The sequence below is a fragment of the Bacteroides sp. AF20-13LB genome, from assembly GCF_003603065.1.
Classification (GTDB): Bacteria; Bacteroidota; Bacteroidia; order Bacteroidales; family Bacteroidaceae; genus Bacteroides; species Bacteroides uniformis.
This window is the reverse complement of the sequence record NZ_QTMH01000004.1, coordinates 22,246-40,757: the sequence shown is the minus strand read 5'-3', so window position 1 is coordinate 40,757 and position 18,512 is coordinate 22,246. Positions and strand designations below refer to the sequence as shown.

Sequence of the window (18,512 nt, the reverse complement as noted above, 5' to 3'; positions counted from 1 at the left end):
AAATAGAGGTTGTTAGCGTGACTATTACTAAGAGAAACTACTTATTGCATACAGCGCTCTTGACGGTATTGATAGGAATTGTAGGCGGTTGGGCGTATTTTTCGATAAATCCGCATCACTATTTCGGCGGTTATCCGCTGATTCCGCTTTTCTTCTTTGTTTTCGGAGTATTCATGATTAATATGACCGAAAGCTGCCGTCACCGGATGCCGGGACGAATGTTGCAGATTTATCTGCTGATGCGTGTGATGAGAATGCTGGTCTCCATGATTGTGATGCTGGTTTATTGCGTTGCAGTACGTGAGGAAGCCAGGGCGTTTCTGTTGACGTTTATAGCCAACTATCTGATATATTTGATTTATGATTCCTGGTTCTTCTTCACTTTTGAGGCGAACCGGAAACTGAAAAAGAAAAGTAACAATGAAAAGATTGCGTAACATACTGACTGTAGTTCTGCTGGCACTGGGCATGTTGCTACCTGCCACGGTGCGGGCCGAGAATACGGTGGACGTGAAGGAGATTGTCTTCGGGCATATCGGCGATTCTTACGAATGGCACATCACGACGTGGGGCGAAACTCACGTTACGATTCCCTTGCCGGTAATTGTGCATAGCTCTACCACCGGATGGCATGCCTTTCTATCCTCACGTCTAGAGGAGAACGGTGGAAGTTATGAAGGCTTTTCCATCGCTCCCGCAGGAAGCAAGTACGAAGGCAAGCTGGTGGAGTATGATGCCACCGGAAACGAAATACGCCCGTTGGACATCTCCATCACGAAGGTGACACTGGCTTTGCTCATCAACAGCGCATTGCTGCTTCTCATCATTTTGAGTGTGGCGCACTGGTATCGCAAGCACCCGCAGGGAAGTGCCGCTCCCGGTGGTTTCATCGGGTTTATGGAGATGTTTATCATGATGGTGAACGATGATATTATAAAGAGCTGTGTCGGTCCGAAGTACCGTAAATTCGCACCTTACTTGCTGACGGCCTTCTTCTTTATTTTCATCAACAACATTATGGGGCTGATTCCTTTCTTTCCCGGAGGGGCCAACGTGACGGGAAATATAGCCATTACGATGGTATTGGCCATCTGTACTTTCTTGGCCGTGAATATCTTTGGAACCAAGACTTATTGGAAAGATATCTTTTGGCCGGATGTGCCCTGGTGGCTGAAGGTACCGGTCCCCATGATGCCGTTTATCGAGTTCTTCGGTATTTTCACCAAACCGTTTGCTTTGATGATACGTCTTTTTGCCAATATGCTGGCAGGGCACATGGCAATGCTGGTGCTTACCTGCCTGATATTCATCTCGGCCAGTATGGGACCTGCTTTGAACGGAACGCTGACCGTGGCATCGGTGTTGTTCAATATCTTTATGAATGCACTTGAGTTGTTGGTTGCCTTTATCCAGGCATATGTGTTCACCATGCTGTCAGCCGTGTTCATCGGTCTGGCGCAGGAAGAGCATAAGGAGAAGGCGGTGAAGTGATACGATTATTGGGAATATAAATATTAATAAAAATAACCATTTAAAAACTGAAAGTTATGTTACTATCTGTATTATTGCAAGCTGCTGCGGCAGGTGTGGGAGTTAGTAAACTGGGTGCAGCCATTGGTGCTGGTTTGGCTGTTATTGGTGCTGGTGTAGGTATTGGTAAAATCGGCGGTTCTGCTATGGAGGCCATTGCCCGCCAGCCGGAAGCATCCGGAGATATCCGTATGAACATGATTATTGCCGCTGCCTTGATTGAAGGTGTTGCTTTGTTGGCAGTAGTTGTGTGTTTATTGGTATTCTTTTTATAATGTACAATCTACCATTTACCATTTACAATTTGTCCGTGCAGCATCACCGCGCAGCCAAATTGTAAATCGTAAATTGTCAAATAGTAAATAAAATTATGTCATTGTTATTACCCGATAGTGGTCTGCTGTTCTGGATGCTCCTTTCATTCGGTGTGGTGTTTGTGGTGCTTGCCAAGTACGGTTTTCCCGTTATCACCAAGATGGTGGAAGGTCGCAAGACCTACATCGACCAGTCTTTGGAAGTGGCACGCGAAGCAAATGCCCAGCTCTCCAAACTGAAAGAGGAGAGTGAAGCGTTGATTGCTGCTGCCAACAAAGAACAAGGACGTATTCTGCGGGAGGCGATGCATGAGCGTGACAAGATTATCGTCGAAGCACGCAAGCAGGCGGAAGCCGCCGCGCAGAAGGAGCTGGACGAAGTTAAAAAGCAGATACAGCAAGAGAAGGAAGAGGCCATCCGCGATATTCGCCGCCAGGTGGCAGTCTTGTCCGTAGATATAGCCGAGAAAATTATCCGCAAGAATCTGGACGAGAAACATGAGCAGATGGAGATGATAGACCGGATGCTGGATGAAGTGCTGGCCGCAAGTAAAAACAATTAATTCTCAAAGAAATGGATATAGGAATCGTTTCGATGCGTTATGCGAAAGCATTGATGGAATATGCCAAGAGCATGGGGGCAGAAGATACTCTGTACAAGGAGTTTTGTATGCTCGACCGTAGCTTCAGGAAACATCCGGATTTGCGCATGGCATTGGAAAACCCCATCCTGACGATACGTGAGAAGTTAACACTTATCTGTACCGCTGCTGTGGGGGATGCTCCTGCGGGCCGTGAGTTTGCGCGTTTCATGACCCTGGTGTTGAAGAACCGGCGGGAAAACTTTCTCCAGTACATCTGCCTGAGTTTTCTGGATTTGTACCGGAAAGACAAGCATATCGGTGTAGGAAAGCTGATAACAGCCGTTCCCGTCAGCCAGGAAGTGCGGGAGCGCATCCATGACAGTGCTTCCTCCCTGCTGCATGCCAGCATGGAGCTGCAGACTGAAGTGGATCCCTCCATTGAAGGTGGTTTTATCTTCGACATCAACGACTTCCGTCTGGATGCCAGTATTGCTACGCAGCTTAAGAAAGTGAAACAGCAGTTCATTGATAAGAATAGAAGAATCGTGTGATTTACGATTTGACAATTTACAATTTACTTATTTAATAGTCTTGTGATGCGTAAGTTGTAGAGGTCAAACAGTATATGATTCGGGTTCTTTCAAATAGTAAATAGTAAATTGTAAAATAGTAAATACTAAGATGTTGTCTGAAAATATAAAAGTAAGCGAAGTCTCCGATATTCTCCGCAAGCAACTGGAAGGGATTGACACCCGCGTACAGTTGGACGAGATTGGCACGGTACTGCAAGTCAGTGACGGTGTAGCCCGTATCTATGGGTTGCGCAATGCCGAAGCCAACGAGTTGTTGGAGTTCGACAACGGCATCAAGGCCATTGTGATGAACCTCGAAGAGGATAATGTGGGTGCTGTGTTGCTTGGCCCTACGGATAAAATCAAGGAAGGCTTCATTGTAAAGCGTACCAAGCGTATTGCTTCCATCATGGTGGGAGAGGGTATGCTGGGCCGTGTAATAGACCCTCTGGGTGCGCCGCTCGATGGCAAAGGACTGATAGGCGGAGAACTTTATGAAATGCCGCTGGAACGCAAGGCGCCGGGAGTTATCTTCCGTCAGCCGGTGAATCAGCCGCTACAGACCGGTCTGAAGGCTGTGGATGCCATGATACCTATCGGCCGTGGACAGCGTGAGCTGATTATCGGTGACCGCCAGACCGGTAAGACGGCCATTGCCATCGATACCATCATCAACCAGCGTGCCAATTTTGATGCTGGTGATCCGGTATATTGCATTTATGTAGCCATTGGCCAGAAAGGTTCTACCGTTGCCTCTATCGTGAATACCCTGCACCAGTACGGTGCGATGGACTATACCATTGTGGTGGCTGCTACGGCGGGAGACCCGGCTGCATTGCAGTATTACGCTCCCTTTGCAGGGGCTGCCATCGGAGAGTATTTCCGTGATACCGGCCGTCATGCGCTGGTGGTCTATGACGACTTGTCCAAGCAGGCGGTGGCCTATCGTGAAGTGTCTCTGATTCTGCGCCGTCCGTCAGGACGTGAGGCCTATCCGGGTGATATCTTCTATCTGCACTCCCGTTTGTTGGAACGTGCGGCGAAGATTATCAGCCAGGAGGAAGTGGCACGCGAGATGAACGACCTGCCGGACAGTCTGAAAGGCAAGGTGAAAGGTGGCGGTTCGCTGACTGCATTGCCCATTATCGAAACTCAGGCAGGAGACGTGTCTGCCTATATCCCAACGAATGTGATTTCAATCACTGACGGGCAGATATTCCTTGATACGAACCTCTTCAACCAGGGTAACCGTCCGGCCATTGACGTGGGTATCTCTGTGAGCCGTGTGGGTGGTAATGCCCAAGTCAAGGCTATGAAGAAGGTGGCAGGTACATTAAAGATTGACCAGGCACAGTACCGGGAGCTGGAAGCGTTTACCAAGTTCAGTGGCGATATGGACCCCGTGACGGCATTGACCATCGACAAGGGACAGAAGAATACACGCCTGCTGGTACAGCCCCAATACAGCCCGATGCCGGTAGAAAAGCAGATTGCCATTCTTTATTGCGGCACGCACGGCTTGTTGAGGAATGTTCCTTTGGACAAGGTCAGCGAGTTTGAACGCAACTTCCTTGAGTCTCTTGAGATGAACTATCGCATGGAGGTACTCGACGTTTTAAAGACGGGTGCCATCAATGACGATGTCTGCAAGAAGATTGAGGAGACGGCAGAGGCGGTTGCAAGGCAATTCATGTAAATAGTGATTAGCGTTTAGTGATAAGTGATTTTGTTGATATATCCGGCAATCCAACTACACCGTATATGCAATATAATCCCTAATCCCTAATCCTTAATCCTTAATCCTTAATTATCATGTCTTCACTGAAAGAGGTAAAAAATAGAATAAGCTCCGTCAAGAGTACACGCCAGATAACATCGGCTATGAAGATGGTGGCATCTGCCAAACTGCATAAGGCGCAGGGGCGGATTGAGAATATGCTGCCTTATCAACGGAAGCTGAATGAGATTCTGACGAACTTTCTGCGTACGGATGCTTCTTTCGAGTCGCCCTATACCGAGAAAAGACCCGTGACAAGGGTAGCGGTCGTGGCGTTTTCGTCCAATAGTTCCTTGTGCGGTGCATTCAACTCGAATGTGGCGAAGATGCTGGAACGGACTTTGGAAGATTACCAGTCGCTGGGCAAGGAGAATATTCTGATATATCCCGTTGGGAGAAAGGTGGAGGAAGCCGTCAAGAAAATGGGATATGTGCCGCAAGGCAGCTACCAGGTGATGGCAGACAAGCCTTCGTACGTTGAAGCGTATGAGCTGGCAGAGAAGTTGATGCATGAGTTTGTGGAAAAGCAGATTGACCATGTGGAGCTGATTTACCATCACTTCAAATCGATGGGTTCGCAGGTGCTGCTCCGCGAGAATTATCTGCCCATTGACCTGACGCAAGTAGCGCAGGAGGCGGCAGAAGATGTACCGGAGGATGCCCGCAGTTTTAATAATGATTACATTGTGGAACCTTCCGTCGGCGAACTGATAGCGGAACTTCTGCCAAAAGTGTTGAGTCAGAAGATATTTACCGTGCTTCTCGATTCCAATACTTCGGAACATGCTGCCCGTATGCTAGCCATGCAGACGGCGACAGATAATGCCAACGAGTTGATTCAAGATTTGACGAAACAGTATAACAAGAGCCGTCAGCAGGCCATTACGAATGAGCTGCTCGATATTATCGGCGGTAGCTTGAAATAGCCCGGATCGCCCCGTAAAGGGCTTGTTCAGGCTGGGTACAAATAAATGGAATAATAGGACAAGGATAACGAAATAAGCGTTATCTTTGTCCTATTATCATATATGGCTACTGATGAAATCCGTATCATTCTGAGAGAGAGCGGATTGGTTGAATAATAAACATATCAATGGAGAATAATCCCGAAATAGCGCTTGCATGGCAATTCATTGAAAACACAGGCACTCATCTTTTTTTGACCGGCAAGGCAGGTACCGGTAAGACAACTTTCCTGCGAAAACTGAGGGCGGAGAGTCCGAAACGGATGATTGTACTTGCACCGACGGGAATTGCCGCTATCAATGCAGGCGGTGTCACCATCCACTCCTTTTTCCAAGTACCTTTTGCTCCTTATGTGCCCGAAAGCTCATTCAGCGCAGATGGCAAGGCAACCTACCGTTTTCGTTACGGGAAAGAGAAAATTAACATTATACGCAGCATAGATTTATTGGTCATCGATGAAATCAGTATGGTCCGTGCCGACTTGCTCGATTCGGTGGATGCCGTCTTGAGGCGGTTCCGCGACCGGAACAAACCCTTTGGCGGCGTGCAACTGCTGATGATTGGCGACTTACAGCAGCTGTCTCCCGTAGTGAAAGACGATGAGTGGCAGATGCTGCGCAAATACTATGACACGCCTTATTTCTTCTCCAGCCAGGCCTTGAAGCAGACGGAATATTGCACCATAGAACTAAAGAAAGTCTATCGGCAGAACGATGGGACTTTTCTTGAATTACTGAACCGCATTCGCGAAAACCGTTGTGACGGGCAAGTGCTGGAAGCCTTGAACCGCCGGTATATTCCCAATTTCGTACCAGATAAAGAAGAAGGATACATCCGCCTGGTGACCCACAATTATCAGGCCCAACGGATTAATGACCATGAGCTGGAACAACTTCCGGGACGCTCGTATGCCTTTCGTGCCAAGATTGACGGAAAGTTTCCCGAATATTCCTATCCCACGGATGAAGTACTGGAACTGAAACGCGGTGCCCAGGTAATGTTTGTGAAGAACGACACCTCCGGTGAGCACCGTTACTACAATGGCATGATTGGAGAGGTGACAGCCGTGTCGGCAGATGGAATTGAAGTGCGCAGTAAGGGAAGCGACGCTACCTTCTTACTTCAAGAGGAAGAGTGGACGAATGCCAAATACGTGCTTGATGAGGAAACCAAGGAGATTACAGAAGATATTGAAGGAACATTCCGGCAATATCCGCTGAAGCTGGCGTGGGCGATTACCATTCACAAAAGCCAGGGACTGACGTTTGAACGTGCCGTGATTGATGCCAGTGCCTCCTTTGCGCATGGGCAGACCTATGTGGCTCTGAGCCGCTGCAAGACATTGGAGGGAGTGGTGCTCAGTGCCCCGCTTTCTGCAAAGGCCGTTATCAGTGACCATGCAGTAGATACCTTCACGATGGAGGCACGGAGAAACGAGCCGGACGAGAAACGCTTCCGTTCCTTGCAGCAGACCTATTTCCTGGAACTGCTGTCGGGCTTGTTCGATTTCCAGCCCATGGAGCAGGCTTTGCGGCGGTATGTGCGGCTGATAGACGAACACTTGTACAAGCTCTTTCCCAAGCAACTCGCAGCCTGTAAGGAGGAAATGGAACGTTTTCACGACAAAGTGACGAAAGTAGCCCAGAAGTTCAGTATCCAGTATACCCGCCTGATTGATACTGCGCAGGACTATGCAGCCGACCCGACTTTGCAGGGGCGCATACACTCTGCCGCCACTTATTTTCAAGAGCAGTTGCAACCGCTGGATGCGGTGATGGCGAGTACGGTAACTTCTGATAATAAAGAGTTGAAGAAGAAGCTCCGGGATGCCATGGAGGAGCTGGAGGAAGTGTTTGACTTGAAGACTGATTTGCTGGATTATGTGCTGGAGAATGGTTTTCATGTGGCAGGATACTTGAAGCAGAAAGCACTGCTTTCCATTGATGATTCGGCTTCGCAGAAGGGTAAAGGCAAAGGGAGAAGTGCTTCTGCCAAAGAAGGGCAGGGAAGCAGTAAGCAGGCTGATAAAGAGAAACGTCCGCGTGAGCGGAAACGCGATGCTGCGGCTGTTGAAGTACCCACGGATGTGCTGCATCCGGAACTTTACAACCGCTTGGTAGCATGGCGCAATGCAGAAGCTTCCGCATTAGGGCTGCCCGTATACACCGTCATTCAGCAGAAGGCAATTCTAGGCATCAGCAATCTGCTTCCTTCGGATAAGGCCATGCTTGTACGCATTCCGTATTTCGGAAAAAAAGGGGTGGAGAAATATGGAGATGTGATTCTGGAGATGGTACGTGTGTATCGCAAAGAGAAAGGACTGGCAGAGCCGGAGTTGCTGTAGTCGAATCTCCTGCCATCCGCACCTGCATTATTTACCATCCGAACATCAGCTTTATTCCTTCCTCCAGCGTATACGGTTGATACCCCAGTTCCCGGTGTGCCTTTTCTATACTCAGCCCGCTGAAACGGGGACGTGGTGTCTTTTCGTTCATCTCCTTCGTGGTGACGGGACGGATGAGCGAGCGATTCAGCCCCAATACGTCCGCTACCCGATAAGCGATGTCTGCAATGGTCAGGCACTCGCTGCCACAGAGATGATAGATACCGTTTTGCGGATGACTTATCAGCTTCTCCACTCCTTGCGACACGTCTCCCACGAAGGTGGGCGTACGCCATTGGTCGGATACGACGAACACTTCCTCATTGTTCCTTAATCTGTTTGCCACCAGTTGGAGCACATTTCCATGCTGTCCGGGCAGGGCGGCACCGTACACCACCACTACGCGCACGATGGCATAATCCCTGCAAACGGCAGCGATACGTTTCTCACCTTCCAGTTTGGTGTAGCCGTAATAATTAACGGGAGCGGGAATATCCTCCTCCGTATAGGGTCGGTCCGTATCACCACCGAAAACGAAGTCGGTGGAAAGATGGATAAAACGGCTGCCTCCCGCCTCACAGCATTCTGCCAGATGCTCCACGGCAGTAATGTTGACGGCATCCGCTTCTGCATGGTGCGTTTCGCAATAATCGGGGACGGAGAGGGCGGAGGTATTGATTACAACATCCGGCTGTACTTCCTGGAAAAGCTTTTCCACCGCCTGGCGGTTGCATATATCCGTGCGGATAAAGCGATAGTTGCCCGAATGGGGACAAATGTCGTCGTGCAGGGAACAGCCCGTTGTCTGGTAAGACAAGTTGCGGGACAAATCATCCAGGATGCGTCTGCCGGTAAAACCGTTGGCGCCTATCACCAGTATTTTCTTTCTTGTCATTGATTCTGTTGTTAAGTGATGGGCATCAATAGGGCACGTGTCTGCCCTGCTGTACCTCGATGCGTATGCCAAAGGCTCCGTTGGCTGATTTCAGCTCGAACGCCCCTTTGAAATTGTTCTTTTCCCAAGGCAGTGCGGAAGGGTTGGGCACTTTCCAGCCGTCCTTGTCATATTCGCCGTACGTATGGATGCGCATGCCGTTCTTCAAAGTGAAACTTCCCATTTGCAGGTTGTCGGTAGAGCCCCAGAAGCCCGTCAGTCCGAAGGGGTTTGAACTGAAATACCGGGAGTTGCTGAGTGAGAATATGTTCGAAAGGCCTTGTGAATAAGTCACGTTCGGGTTCAACCGGAAGATGCGGCTGTAGTCCTTGCTGGCATCCGGTATCTCCAAGGTGAATTTGGGAAGAGTGGGGGCAGACAGATTCATCAGCCCCATATCCAGCAGGAAGCCGTCGTAATTCTTCACGTCCGGCAGAAGCTCCTTTTCAGACGGAGACATGCCTTCGGGAGACGCTTCGCCACGTACAGCGGTACGTACCGTATCGGCAGGCATCCCACTCTGTGCGCTGACGGACGATATGCCTGCAAGTAAAATGATGATGCAGAAGAAGATTCGTTTCATAGTTCTTTGTTCACAATTTCAGTTGCTGTCTGCCGCATAGGGGCAGACTGAACAAAGATACTCGTTTCCCTCTATTTCCGGAAATATCTTTGTATTATTTCTATTTCTTTATACGAATGGTAGGGGCGAAGACGGGCGAAGTCACCCATTTCATTTTGGTGGGGTCGTAGCTCCGTTCCAGGCCTCCGTTGAGGTCGAGCCAGTCCGTCACTTTCAGTTCCAGTACCATGCCATAACCGCTTTGCGGATACATCGGGTTCATATATCCATGAAAGGAGTTACTTCTCCCGTAGCCCGAATACTGGCCGAAGGCATGCAGGCGCATGTAGGGATTGATGCGGTAGGATACGGAGGCATTGTAACCTACGTCCCATTGGGTACCCCGGGGGGCATCCCTTTTGGCATATCGGGCGCCGGCAATGGAGGAGGGGGTAGAGATGGAATAGTGGGCGGCATATACCCCTCCGCTCAATTCCCAATGTCCGTCGGGACTGTAATAAGTGACTCCTGCGCCAGCCTGCATGATGGAGCCCATTGCAGGATAGGTGTTATGGCTGCCGTACATCGTCAGTACGACTTCCGGCGAGAGCAGGAAATCGGCGAAACGCTGGAAGTCCCATTCAAAGATGTTCTTCTGAAAGTGTATCTTCTTCATGTCCGTCCAGGGCAGGGGCTCCACATAGTCGGAGGGAGGGAGATGGAGATTTATCTCTTCCTGCTGTTCGTCTTGCAGACTTTGTTGGGGCTGGCTTTCATCAAGGCCCGTACGCTTGTTCTTTTTTGGAGAAAAGGGAATCTGCTCTTTCTTTACGGGAGGCCGGTTCTTTATTGTGTCTTCCGGAATCTCGCTCTGTGCATAGGCGCAGAGTGAGGAACAGATAAAAGTAATGAATAATAACTTTCTCATAAATAGTAGTTTAGTTTTAGTTTAGTTCACTATTAGTTTATATCCTATTCCCCGCACATTGACGATACGGATGCGCTCGTCTCCGGCCAGTTTATGCCGCAGTTTGGTGATGAACACATGCAGGCTGCGGGAGTTGAAGAAGCTGTCGTCTCCCCAGAGGTCGAGCAATACGTTTTGGGTGTTGACCACCTGGTTGCGGTTCTCGCAAAGGCGTTTCAGTATTTCGGACTCGCGGTGGGAGAGTTCCACTTCCGTATCCGCGTTAGGTGAAGTCGGGGTGCCTGCAAAAGCAAGTCGTTGAGTGACGGAATTGAAACGGTAGTCACCGATTTCAAAAACGGTAGTTTCTTTGGGCTTTTCCTCTGTAAAGGAGAAAGCTTTGCCTACCAGGGCCTTTATGCGGATAATGAGTTCCTGCATTCCGAAAGGCTTTTTCAGGTAATCGTTGGCACCCAGCTCAAACCCTTCCACCACATCGTTGATGGCGGAGCGGGCGGTAAGGAACAGTACCGGGGTCTGTTTGTCGGTCTGCCGGATGCGGCGCACCATCTCAAAGCCGTCCATGCGGGGCATCATCACGTCTGCCACCAGCACGTCGGGACGGAGGTCGAAGAACTTGCGCAATCCCTCTTCACCGTCTGCTGCGGTGTGGATGATGAAGTTCTGCCCTTCCAATGTGTCCTTGATAATCATGGCGAGGGTCTGTTCGTCCTCAACCAGAAGTACGGTTATCTTTTCCATAATTGTCGCTTTTGTTACAAGTAATGTAAAGCTCCTTAACAAGTAATGTAAAGTACCCTAACAAATAATGTTATCATATCCTTATCGTAAAGGTACTTCCTTTTCCCAACTCACTCTTTACCGATACGCTGCCACCATGCTTCTCTATCATGGTCTTCACATAGAACAATCCCAGCCCATAGCCTTTCACATCGTGCAGATTACCCGTGGGTACGCGGTAGAATTTGTCGAAGATGTGCTTCTGCTTCTCGGGAGCAATACCGATACCGTGGTCGCTGACAGAGATTTCGGTCTGTTCATTCTGCCCTTCGACGGCCATCTTGCGGCAATGGATGGTCACTTCGGCTTCTCCGTGCGAATATTTGATGGCGTTGTCTATCAGGTTGCTGATGATGTTGCTGAAATGCGTACGGTCGGCAAGTACGCTCAAATCTTCCGGTTCGATGTCCACCGATATGTGGACGGAGCTTTCCGCTTTCAGCTTGTGTTGTTCGATGAGCGTTTCCAGAATATCACGTATTGCAAATTCCTCCGGGTGCAGGCGGAAAGTCCTGCGGCGTTCCATACTCATGGAAAGTATCTGTTCAACCAGTCCACTGAGGCGCTGAAGCTGTTCCTGGCAGATACGCAGGTATTTGTCGCGTTGGGCCTTTTCCTCCGCTTGGTTGAAGTTGAGCAGAGCGTCGTTGGCGGCATATGCTACGGCGATGGGGGTTTTCAGTTCGTGGGTGATGTTGTTGGTGAAATCGCTCTTCATCTCTTCCAGTGTCTTCTGTTTCAGGATGGTGCGTATCAGGAACCAGAAGGAGAAAGCGAGTACGATCAGAATAACGAATGATGTGGTGAGAATGCCCGACATCTGTCGCAAGACCAACGTGCCGGCCGGTTCCATGATGAGACGGTAGCTTTGACTTGTATTGATGTCGAAAGAATAATTATATTCCACGGCTTTTGAGGTAGGCACATAGCCGGGGGTACCGATGTTTACCAATGTATCTATATAGAGAATGGTAGAGTCCCATTTGCTGCCTTTGTGAAGATGTAGCAGCCTATGGGGAAGATTGATGTTACGGTCATGCAGGAATGAAGTCAGCAGGCTGTCATAAAGCAGTACGTCGGGGTCGGAAATGATGTCCAGTCCCGAATGCAGTCCGCGCTGGAAGTAGGTGGCGAGTTCCAGCATACTGTTTTGGTCGCGCAAAATCACATCCAGTCCCCCTTTGGCACTCAATGCGGATTGGGGAGAGCTGTCTGAGTCCCTGACACTGACTTCCACGCGGGTTGAATCGTTCGGGTGGGTCACGTAAACACTGTCTCCTTTGGGCATGAAGGTTTCGTGCAGGGTGGTGTTGTCCAAAGAATCTTCACGGGAGATGGTGGTACTGCTACGGACAAATGATTTTCCGTCATCGCTGTATCCGGCTGATACGCTGACTTCACCGTGGTTTATGTCGTCCTGCTTCATTTTATCCACGCGTATCATCATTTCGTTATAGTCGCTCATGCGCATGGCTTCGGTGATGTCCCTTTCCATTTCACTGTGCATGGTATGGTAGAGCCCCGTCAGCCAGTAGGCTTGGTAGGCGAAGATGCCGGCCAGGGAGACGATGACAAGTATGGCAATATATTTGAATGGCAGTTTCATGTTTGTTTCCGGTTACTTTTATACATACAAAGGTAAGATTAATATTGTGAACCCTATCATCCGATAAGACTAAATAACACTCCCGATAACACTGGATAACACTTGGTAAGCCGCTGATAACACAAGTTTCTGCTGATTCTGCCGTACTTTGCAGACGAAGATTTGCAGAAGAAGAATATAAACATAAATAAAAAGAAGAACATGAAACGATTCTATTTACTCCCTATTGTATGCTGTGCTTTGAGCATCAGCCTTTCGGCACAAGAGAACAACGGTACTGCAACCACCTCCGGTGCGGACGACAACCGCATCCTCAGCGCCGACAGCCTTATCACGACCGATGCCCGTCTGGACAGTCTTTATCAGACCTTGCCGGAAGTGATGATTACCGGTGAACGTCCCATCGTTAAGGCAGCGCAAGGCAAGCTGGTGTACGACCTGCCCCGCCTTATCCAGAACCTCCCCGTAGACAATGCCTACGATGCCGTGAAAGAGCTTCCTGGCGTCATCGAGATGAATGGAGGGCTGCAGTTGGCAGGTCAGGGAGTCACCGTTATCCTGGACGGCAAAGTAACCACCCTCAGCACAGAGCAGCTCTATTCCTTGCTGCGCAGCATCCCTGCCAGCCGCATAGAGAAGGCAGAAGTGATGTACAACGCCCCTGCACGCTACCAGGTGCGTGGCGCACTGATCAATATCACCCTGAAACAATCGGCAGGCGGCCCCGGCTCCTGGCAAGGCGAACTCTATGCCAAGTATCGCCAGAAGCATAACGAAGGCTTTGAGGAACGCGCCAGCCTGCTCTTCAGCAAAAATAAATTCTCAGCAGATTTTCTTTACTCGCACAGCCATGGCCGGGGCTACTCTACTACCGACAAAGAGGCTGTGCACACTCTGGCAGACGGCTCGGTTCACCCCATGACAACAGATGAGGTGGGCCGTGGCCGCAGCCATACCCATAGCTTCCGGGTAGGGGCGGACTATAATATCGCCAAGAACCATCAGCTGAGTTTCGTCTATAACGGTGGCTATTCCACCTCCCACAACTGGAAGGGCGTGACGGGCACGCAGGTGTCCACAACTCATGGCAATAGCACCGACTGGCTGCACAACGGCCGTCTGGACTATCGTACCCCTTTTGGCCTCAAAGCCGGTGCCGAACTGACCTACTACCGTTCCCCGTCCGACCAGTTGCTGCATAGCCGCATGCAGGACGAGGAACTTGACTTCTACACCGAAGATTGCCAACGCATCAACCGATGGAAATTCTTTCTGGCCCAGGAGCATAGTCTGGGAAAAGGTTGGGATTTGAATTACGGAGCCATCTATACTACCAGCATCGACAACAGCTACCAATATTATTACGACCCCGAAACCGGCGAACAACTGACCTCCTCAGATGCCTTAAGCAATATGAAGTCCCGCCGCCGCGAGCAAACTTGGAATATCTATGCAGGTTTCAGCAAGAGTTTCGGCGACAAACTTGCTTTGGACGCTTCCCTGGCTGTGGAGCATTACAAGACTCCCGTCTGGGACCAGTGGGACTGGTATCCCATCGTCAACTTGAACTATATGCCGGCACCGGGACATATCCTTCAGCTCTCTCTGAGCAGCGACAAGGACTATCCCGACTACTGGGCGGTGCAGGATGCCGTCTCTTACATCGGCGGTGGATACTCTGAGCTGCATGGTAATCCGTTGCTGAAACCGGCACAAGAGTATGAGCTGAAAATGACCTATATTTTGAAAAGCAAATACATCTTCAGCGCCTGGTTCAACCACACCAAGGACTACTCTGTACAGACACTCTACCAATCCTCCGAACGTCTGGTTGAAATCTACAAGACACTCAATTTTGATTATCAGCAACAAGCAGGAATACAAGCCTCTATCCCATTTAAGGTGAAGGATTGGTTGAATTCTCGCCTTACCCTCATCGGCTTGTGGCATCGCGAAAAGGATGGTGATTTCTGGGATATTCCTTTCGACAGAAAGCAATGCTATGGCATTGCCCAGATGAACAATACTTTTACCCTCTCCACCAAACCCGACTTGAAGCTGACGGTGACCGGATTTGTGCATAGTAAAGCCATTCAGGGCATCTACGACCTGCCTACGTCGGGCAATGTGAATATTGCCCTGCGCTACGGCTTCGCCAAGAACAAAGCCATTCTCAACCTCTATTGCAACGATATTTTTGAGACGGGACAGATTTCTCCCCGCATCCGTTTCAAGACGCAGAATGTGACGAATCATTACTCATGCTTCCGCGAATTCGGCGTATCGTTTACTTATAAATTCGGTGGATATAAGGAGAAGCAACGGGAGGCGGTGGATACGTCGCGGTTCAAATAGATAGAAGATGCAGGTGGTCAGGTGAAAATACGGTATTCTTTTGTACTTTGCCACATCTTTCGTACTTTTGCAACTTTCAAAACATTAAAGTTGTTATTTAAAGAAAAGACTCTGTATGAAATCGGACATTGAAATAGCCCGCAGCATAGAGCTGAAGAAGATAAAGCAGGTGGCTGAAAGTGTGGATATCCCGCGTGACGAAGTAGAGAACTATGGCCGTTACATAGCCAAGATTCCTACGCATCTGATTGATGAAGAGAAAGTGAAGAAGAGCAATCTGATACTGGTGACGGCTATCACGGCTACGAAAGCGGGTATCGGTAAAACAACCGTGTCCATCGGGCTGGCATTGGGGCTGAACAAGATTGGCAAGAAAGCGATTGTGGCTTTACGCGAACCCTCGTTAGGTCCTTGCTTCGGCATGAAAGGCGGTGCTGCCGGTGGAGGATATGCCCAGGTGCTGCCCATGGAGAAGATAAACCTGCACTTTACGGGCGACTTTCACGCCATTACCTCCGCACACAACATGATTTCCGCTTTGCTCGACAATTACTTGTACCAGCATCAGGCGGATGGCTTCGGACTGAAAGAAATCATCTGGCGGCGCGTACTTGATGTGAATGACCGTTCCTTGCGGAGCATTGTCACCGGATTGGGACCGAGCACCAACGGCATTACCGAGGAGTCGGGCTTCGATATTACCCCGGCTTCCGAAATTATGGCTATTCTCTGTCTGGCAACAGACCTCGACGACCTCCGTCGCCGTATTGAAAATATTATTCTGGGATTCCGTTTCGATGGTACTCCTTTCACAGTGAAGGAGTTAGGAGTAGCCGGTGCCATTACCGTACTGTTGAAAGATGCTATCAACCCCAACTTGGTACAGACTACCGAAGGCTCTGCTGCTTTTGTTCATGGAGGACCGTTCGCAAATATTGCCCATGGTTGCAACTCCATTCTTGCCACAAAAATGGCCATGACATTTGGCGATTATGTAGTGACGGAAGCCGGTTTCGGGGCTGACCTGGGTGCGGAGAAGTTCTACAACATCAAGTGCCGCAAGAGCGGCCTACAGCCCAAGCTGACGATAATCGTTGCTACCGCACAAGGACTGAAGATGCATGGCGGTGTCAGTCTGGACCGCATCAAGGAACCCAATATGGAAGGACTGAAAGAGGGCTTCGGCAATCTGGACAAGCATGTACGCAATTTGCGTTCATTCGGCCAGCAGGTCATCGTGGCATTCAACCGTTTTGCCAGTGATACGGACGAGGAGGTGGAAGCTATCCGCCGCCATTGCGAAGAAAAGCTTGAGGTAGGTTTTGCCGTGAACAACGCCTTTGCCAAAGGAGGAGAGGGAGCCGTTGACCTTGCCAATCTGGTAGTAGATACTATCGAGAACAAACCATCCGAACCGCTGACCTTCACCTACGAAGAGAGCGATTGCGTGGAACGTAAAATAGAAAAGGTAGCCTGCAACCTCTACGGGGCAAGCGTAGTGACTTACAGTCTCCACTCCCGCAAAGTTATCAAACTGATAGAGCAGATGGGTATCAGCCATTACCCCGTCTGTATTGCCAAGACGCAGTACTCCTTCTCTGCCGACCCGAAGATATACGGTGCAGTCAACAACTTTGAGTTCCACATCAAGGATATTGTGGTCAATAACGGTGCGGAAATGATTGTAGCCATCGCCGGTGAAATTCTCCGTATGCCGGGATTACCCAAGAAACCACAAGCCGAACACATTGATATTGTGGACGGAAATATAGAAGGGCTGAGCTAAACGCGCGGAGCGCGTTTAGAATTAAAAATTAAGAATTAAAAATTAAAGGCTGCGCAATGTTCGCTTTGAACTGCGCAGCCTTTAATTTTTAATTCTTAATTTTTAATTCTGTTTGCTTATTAATAAGCAAACAGCGGGTATTCTTTCATCTTCGCATTGACGTGTGCACGTACCTCTGCGATGACTTGTTCGTTGTCTACGTTGGACAGAACGGTTTCAATCATCTCGGCAATTTCGAGCATCAGGTCTTCCTTGGCACCACGGGTTGTGATGGCAGGAGTACCCAGACGGATGCCGGAAGTCTGGAAAGCCGAGCGGCTGTCAAACGGAACCATGTTCTTGTTTACGGTGATGTCGGCAGATACCAACGCCTTCTCGGCAACCTTACCGGTCAAATCGGGATATTTGCTGCGCAGGTCTACCAGCATGGAGTGGTTGTCCGTACCGCCGGAAACGATGGTGAAGCCACGGTCTATCAAGGCTTGTGCCAAGACAGCGGCGTTTTTCTTCACCTGCTTGGCATATTCTTTCCATTCCGGTTGCAGGATTTCGCCGAAGGCAACGGCTTTGGCTGCGATGACATGTTCCAGCGGACCACCTTGGATACCGGGGAATACGGCTGAATCCAGCAACTGGGACATCATCTTGATTTCTCCCTTCGGAGTTTTCTTGCCCCAGGGATTGGGGAAGTCCTTACCCATCATGATAACGCCACCGCGAGGACCACGCAGAGTCTTGTGGGTAGTGGAGGTCACGATGTGGGCATATTTCACGGGGTTATCCAGTTCACCGGCTGCAATCAGTCCGGCAGGATGAGCCATGTCAATCATTAGGATGGCACCTATCTTGTCCGCGATTTCGCGCATGCGCTTGTAGTCCCATTCGCGGGAATAAGCAGAACCGCCGCCGATAATCATTTTGGGTTTCTCGCGCAGGGCAACTTCTTCCATCTGGTCATAGTCCACACGTCCGGTTTCCTGGTTCAGATTGTATTCGCAGGGAGTATAGATAATACCGGAAGTGTTGACCAGTGAGCCATGGGAGAGGTGACCGCCGTGTGCAAGGTTCAGTCCCATGAATTTGTCGCCCGGATTGAGCACGGCGAGGAATACGGCTGCATTGGCTTGTGCACCGGAGTGCGGCTGTACGTTGGCCCATTCTGCGCCGAAAATCTGTTTCAAGCGGTCGATGGCAATCTGCTCACTCTGGTCCACTACCTCACAACCACCATAGTAACGCTTGCCGGGGTATCCTTCAGCATACTTGTTGGTGAGGCAGGAGCCCATTGCCTGCATAACCTGGTCACTTACAAAGTTCTCTGATGCAATCAGTTCAATGCCTTTGAGCTGACGTTGGTGTTCTTTTTCGATAAGTTCGAAAATTAAATCATCTCTTTTCATTCTGCTTATTAGATAAGTTTGATAAATCTGTGTTC

At 49.7% G+C, this 18,512-nt stretch carries 16 protein-coding genes; 10 read left to right on the top strand and 6 right to left on the bottom strand.

Translation table 11 applies throughout. From position 1 onward, the window contains the following. The first annotated feature begins 17 nt into the window (after nucleotides 1-17). From DWX62_RS05150 to DWX62_RS05115, 8 genes are all read left to right on the top strand, one after another. Nucleotides 18-437 (top strand): hypothetical protein, encoded by a 420-nt coding sequence (locus tag DWX62_RS05150; protein WP_005829126.1) that lies wholly within the window; start codon nucleotides 18-20, stop codon nucleotides 435-437. Further along, nucleotides 421-1,491: a F0F1 ATP synthase subunit A gene (atpB, locus tag DWX62_RS05145; protein ID WP_008663554.1), complete on the top strand. Its 1,071-nt coding sequence runs from the start codon at nucleotides 421-423 to the stop codon at nucleotides 1,489-1,491. Before DWX62_RS05150 ends, atpB begins: the two co-directional genes overlap by 17 nt. Nucleotides 1,492-1,547: 56 nt before the next feature. Next, complete coding sequence (gene atpE / locus DWX62_RS05140) at nucleotides 1,548-1,805, top strand: ATP synthase F0 subunit C (RefSeq protein WP_005829122.1); 258 nt, start codon at nucleotides 1,548-1,550, stop codon at nucleotides 1,803-1,805. Nucleotides 1,806-1,900: 95 nt separating this feature from the next. Continuing rightward, nucleotides 1,901-2,407 (top strand): F0F1 ATP synthase subunit B, encoded by a 507-nt coding sequence (atpF, locus tag DWX62_RS05135; RefSeq protein ID WP_005836994.1) that lies wholly within the window; start codon nucleotides 1,901-1,903, stop codon nucleotides 2,405-2,407. A gap of 11 nt (nucleotides 2,408-2,418) precedes the next feature. Continuing rightward, nucleotides 2,419-2,979 carry a F0F1 ATP synthase subunit delta gene (locus DWX62_RS05130; protein ID WP_005829118.1) on the top strand — a complete coding sequence of 187 codons (561 nt, stop codon included), beginning with the start codon at nucleotides 2,419-2,421 and terminating at the stop codon, nucleotides 2,977-2,979. Nucleotides 2,980-3,112: 133 nt separating this feature from the next. Next, nucleotides 3,113-4,696 carry a F0F1 ATP synthase subunit alpha gene (gene atpA, locus DWX62_RS05125; protein ID WP_085929908.1) on the top strand — a complete coding sequence of 528 codons (1,584 nt, stop codon included), beginning with the start codon at nucleotides 3,113-3,115 and terminating at the stop codon, nucleotides 4,694-4,696. 116 nt (nucleotides 4,697-4,812) lie between these two features. Beyond that, entirely contained in the window at nucleotides 4,813-5,703 is an 891-nt protein-coding gene (locus DWX62_RS05120; RefSeq protein WP_008663556.1) for a F0F1 ATP synthase subunit gamma, read from the top strand. Between the two features lie 167 nt (nucleotides 5,704-5,870). Continuing rightward, complete coding sequence (locus tag DWX62_RS05115) at nucleotides 5,871-8,087, top strand: AAA family ATPase (RefSeq protein WP_035448473.1); 2,217 nt, start codon at nucleotides 5,871-5,873, stop codon at nucleotides 8,085-8,087. A 31-nt stretch (nucleotides 8,088-8,118) separates the two neighbouring features. Here the strand turns inward: DWX62_RS05115 and DWX62_RS05110 are convergent, their stop codons facing one another. From DWX62_RS05110 to DWX62_RS05090, 5 genes are all read right to left on the bottom strand, one after another. Continuing rightward, the gene (locus DWX62_RS05110) at nucleotides 8,119-9,021 is read right to left on the bottom strand and encodes an SDR family oxidoreductase (RefSeq protein WP_120172627.1); all 903 of its coding nucleotides are present in this window, start codon (nucleotides 9,019-9,021) and stop codon (nucleotides 8,119-8,121) included. A 25-nt stretch (nucleotides 9,022-9,046) separates the two neighbouring features. Then, nucleotides 9,047-9,643 carry an occludin gene (locus tag DWX62_RS05105; RefSeq protein WP_120172626.1) on the bottom strand — a complete coding sequence of 199 codons (597 nt, stop codon included), beginning with the start codon at nucleotides 9,641-9,643 and terminating at the stop codon, nucleotides 9,047-9,049. Nucleotides 9,644-9,743: 100 nt separating this feature from the next. Beyond that, a complete protein-coding gene (locus tag DWX62_RS05100) occupies nucleotides 9,744-10,550 on the bottom strand; it encodes a hypothetical protein (protein ID WP_120172625.1) in 807 nt (268 codons plus the stop codon). A gap of 21 nt (nucleotides 10,551-10,571) precedes the next feature. Further along, nucleotides 10,572-11,291: a response regulator transcription factor gene (locus DWX62_RS05095; RefSeq protein ID WP_035448477.1), complete on the bottom strand. Its 720-nt coding sequence runs from the start codon at nucleotides 11,289-11,291 to the stop codon at nucleotides 10,572-10,574. 73 nt (nucleotides 11,292-11,364) lie between these two features. After that, complete coding sequence (locus DWX62_RS05090) at nucleotides 11,365-12,936, bottom strand: HAMP domain-containing sensor histidine kinase (RefSeq protein ID WP_120141423.1); 1,572 nt, start codon at nucleotides 12,934-12,936, stop codon at nucleotides 11,365-11,367. A 201-nt stretch (nucleotides 12,937-13,137) separates the two neighbouring features. Between DWX62_RS05090 and DWX62_RS05085 the strand changes: the two genes are divergently transcribed. Both DWX62_RS05085 and DWX62_RS05080 read left to right on the top strand, forming a co-directional pair. Continuing rightward, nucleotides 13,138-15,291 (top strand): outer membrane beta-barrel family protein, encoded by a 2,154-nt coding sequence (locus DWX62_RS05085; protein ID WP_120172659.1) that lies wholly within the window; start codon nucleotides 13,138-13,140, stop codon nucleotides 15,289-15,291. Between the two features lie 115 nt (nucleotides 15,292-15,406). Then, complete coding sequence (locus DWX62_RS05080) at nucleotides 15,407-17,077, top strand: formate--tetrahydrofolate ligase (RefSeq protein ID WP_005829089.1); 1,671 nt, start codon at nucleotides 15,407-15,409, stop codon at nucleotides 17,075-17,077. A gap of 119 nt (nucleotides 17,078-17,196) precedes the next feature. Here DWX62_RS05080 and glyA read toward each other — a convergent pair whose 3' ends face one another. Further along, nucleotides 17,197-18,477, bottom strand: coding sequence for a serine hydroxymethyltransferase (gene glyA, locus DWX62_RS05075; protein WP_009038485.1), 1,281 nt, complete (start codon nucleotides 18,475-18,477; stop codon nucleotides 17,197-17,199). Between the last annotated feature and the right edge of the window lie 35 nt (nucleotides 18,478-18,512).

What these genes read in the sequence shown, in the direction of transcription:
- atpB (WP_008663554.1), top strand. Translation starts at nt 421, where the DNA reads ATGAAAAGATTGCGTAACATACTGACTGTAGTTCTGCTGGCACTGGGC.
- atpE (WP_005829122.1), top strand. Translation starts at nt 1,548, where the DNA reads ATGTTACTATCTGTATTATTGCAAGCTGCTGCGGCAGGTGTGGGAGTT.
- atpF (WP_005836994.1), top strand. Translation starts at nt 1,901, where the DNA reads ATGTCATTGTTATTACCCGATAGTGGTCTGCTGTTCTGGATGCTCCTT.
- DWX62_RS05130 (WP_005829118.1), top strand. Translation starts at nt 2,419, where the DNA reads ATGGATATAGGAATCGTTTCGATGCGTTATGCGAAAGCATTGATGGAA.
- DWX62_RS05120 (WP_008663556.1), top strand. Translation starts at nt 4,813, where the DNA reads ATGTCTTCACTGAAAGAGGTAAAAAATAGAATAAGCTCCGTCAAGAGT.
- DWX62_RS05115 (WP_035448473.1), top strand. Translation starts at nt 5,871, where the DNA reads ATGGAGAATAATCCCGAAATAGCGCTTGCATGGCAATTCATTGAAAAC.
- DWX62_RS05110 (WP_120172627.1), bottom strand. Translation starts at nt 9,021, where the DNA reads ATGACAAGAAAGAAAATACTGGTGATAGGCGCCAACGGTTTTACCGGC.
- DWX62_RS05105 (WP_120172626.1), bottom strand. Translation starts at nt 9,643, where the DNA reads ATGAAACGAATCTTCTTCTGCATCATCATTTTACTTGCAGGCATATCG.
- DWX62_RS05100 (WP_120172625.1), bottom strand. Translation starts at nt 10,550, where the DNA reads ATGAGAAAGTTATTATTCATTACTTTTATCTGTTCCTCACTCTGCGCC.
- DWX62_RS05095 (WP_035448477.1), bottom strand. Translation starts at nt 11,291, where the DNA reads ATGGAAAAGATAACCGTACTTCTGGTTGAGGACGAACAGACCCTCGCC.
- DWX62_RS05090 (WP_120141423.1), bottom strand. Translation starts at nt 12,936, where the DNA reads ATGAAACTGCCATTCAAATATATTGCCATACTTGTCATCGTCTCCCTG.
- DWX62_RS05085 (WP_120172659.1), top strand. Translation starts at nt 13,138, where the DNA reads ATGAAACGATTCTATTTACTCCCTATTGTATGCTGTGCTTTGAGCATC.
- DWX62_RS05080 (WP_005829089.1), top strand. Translation starts at nt 15,407, where the DNA reads ATGAAATCGGACATTGAAATAGCCCGCAGCATAGAGCTGAAGAAGATA.
- glyA (WP_009038485.1), bottom strand. Translation starts at nt 18,477, where the DNA reads ATGAAAAGAGATGATTTAATTTTCGAACTTATCGAAAAAGAACACCAA.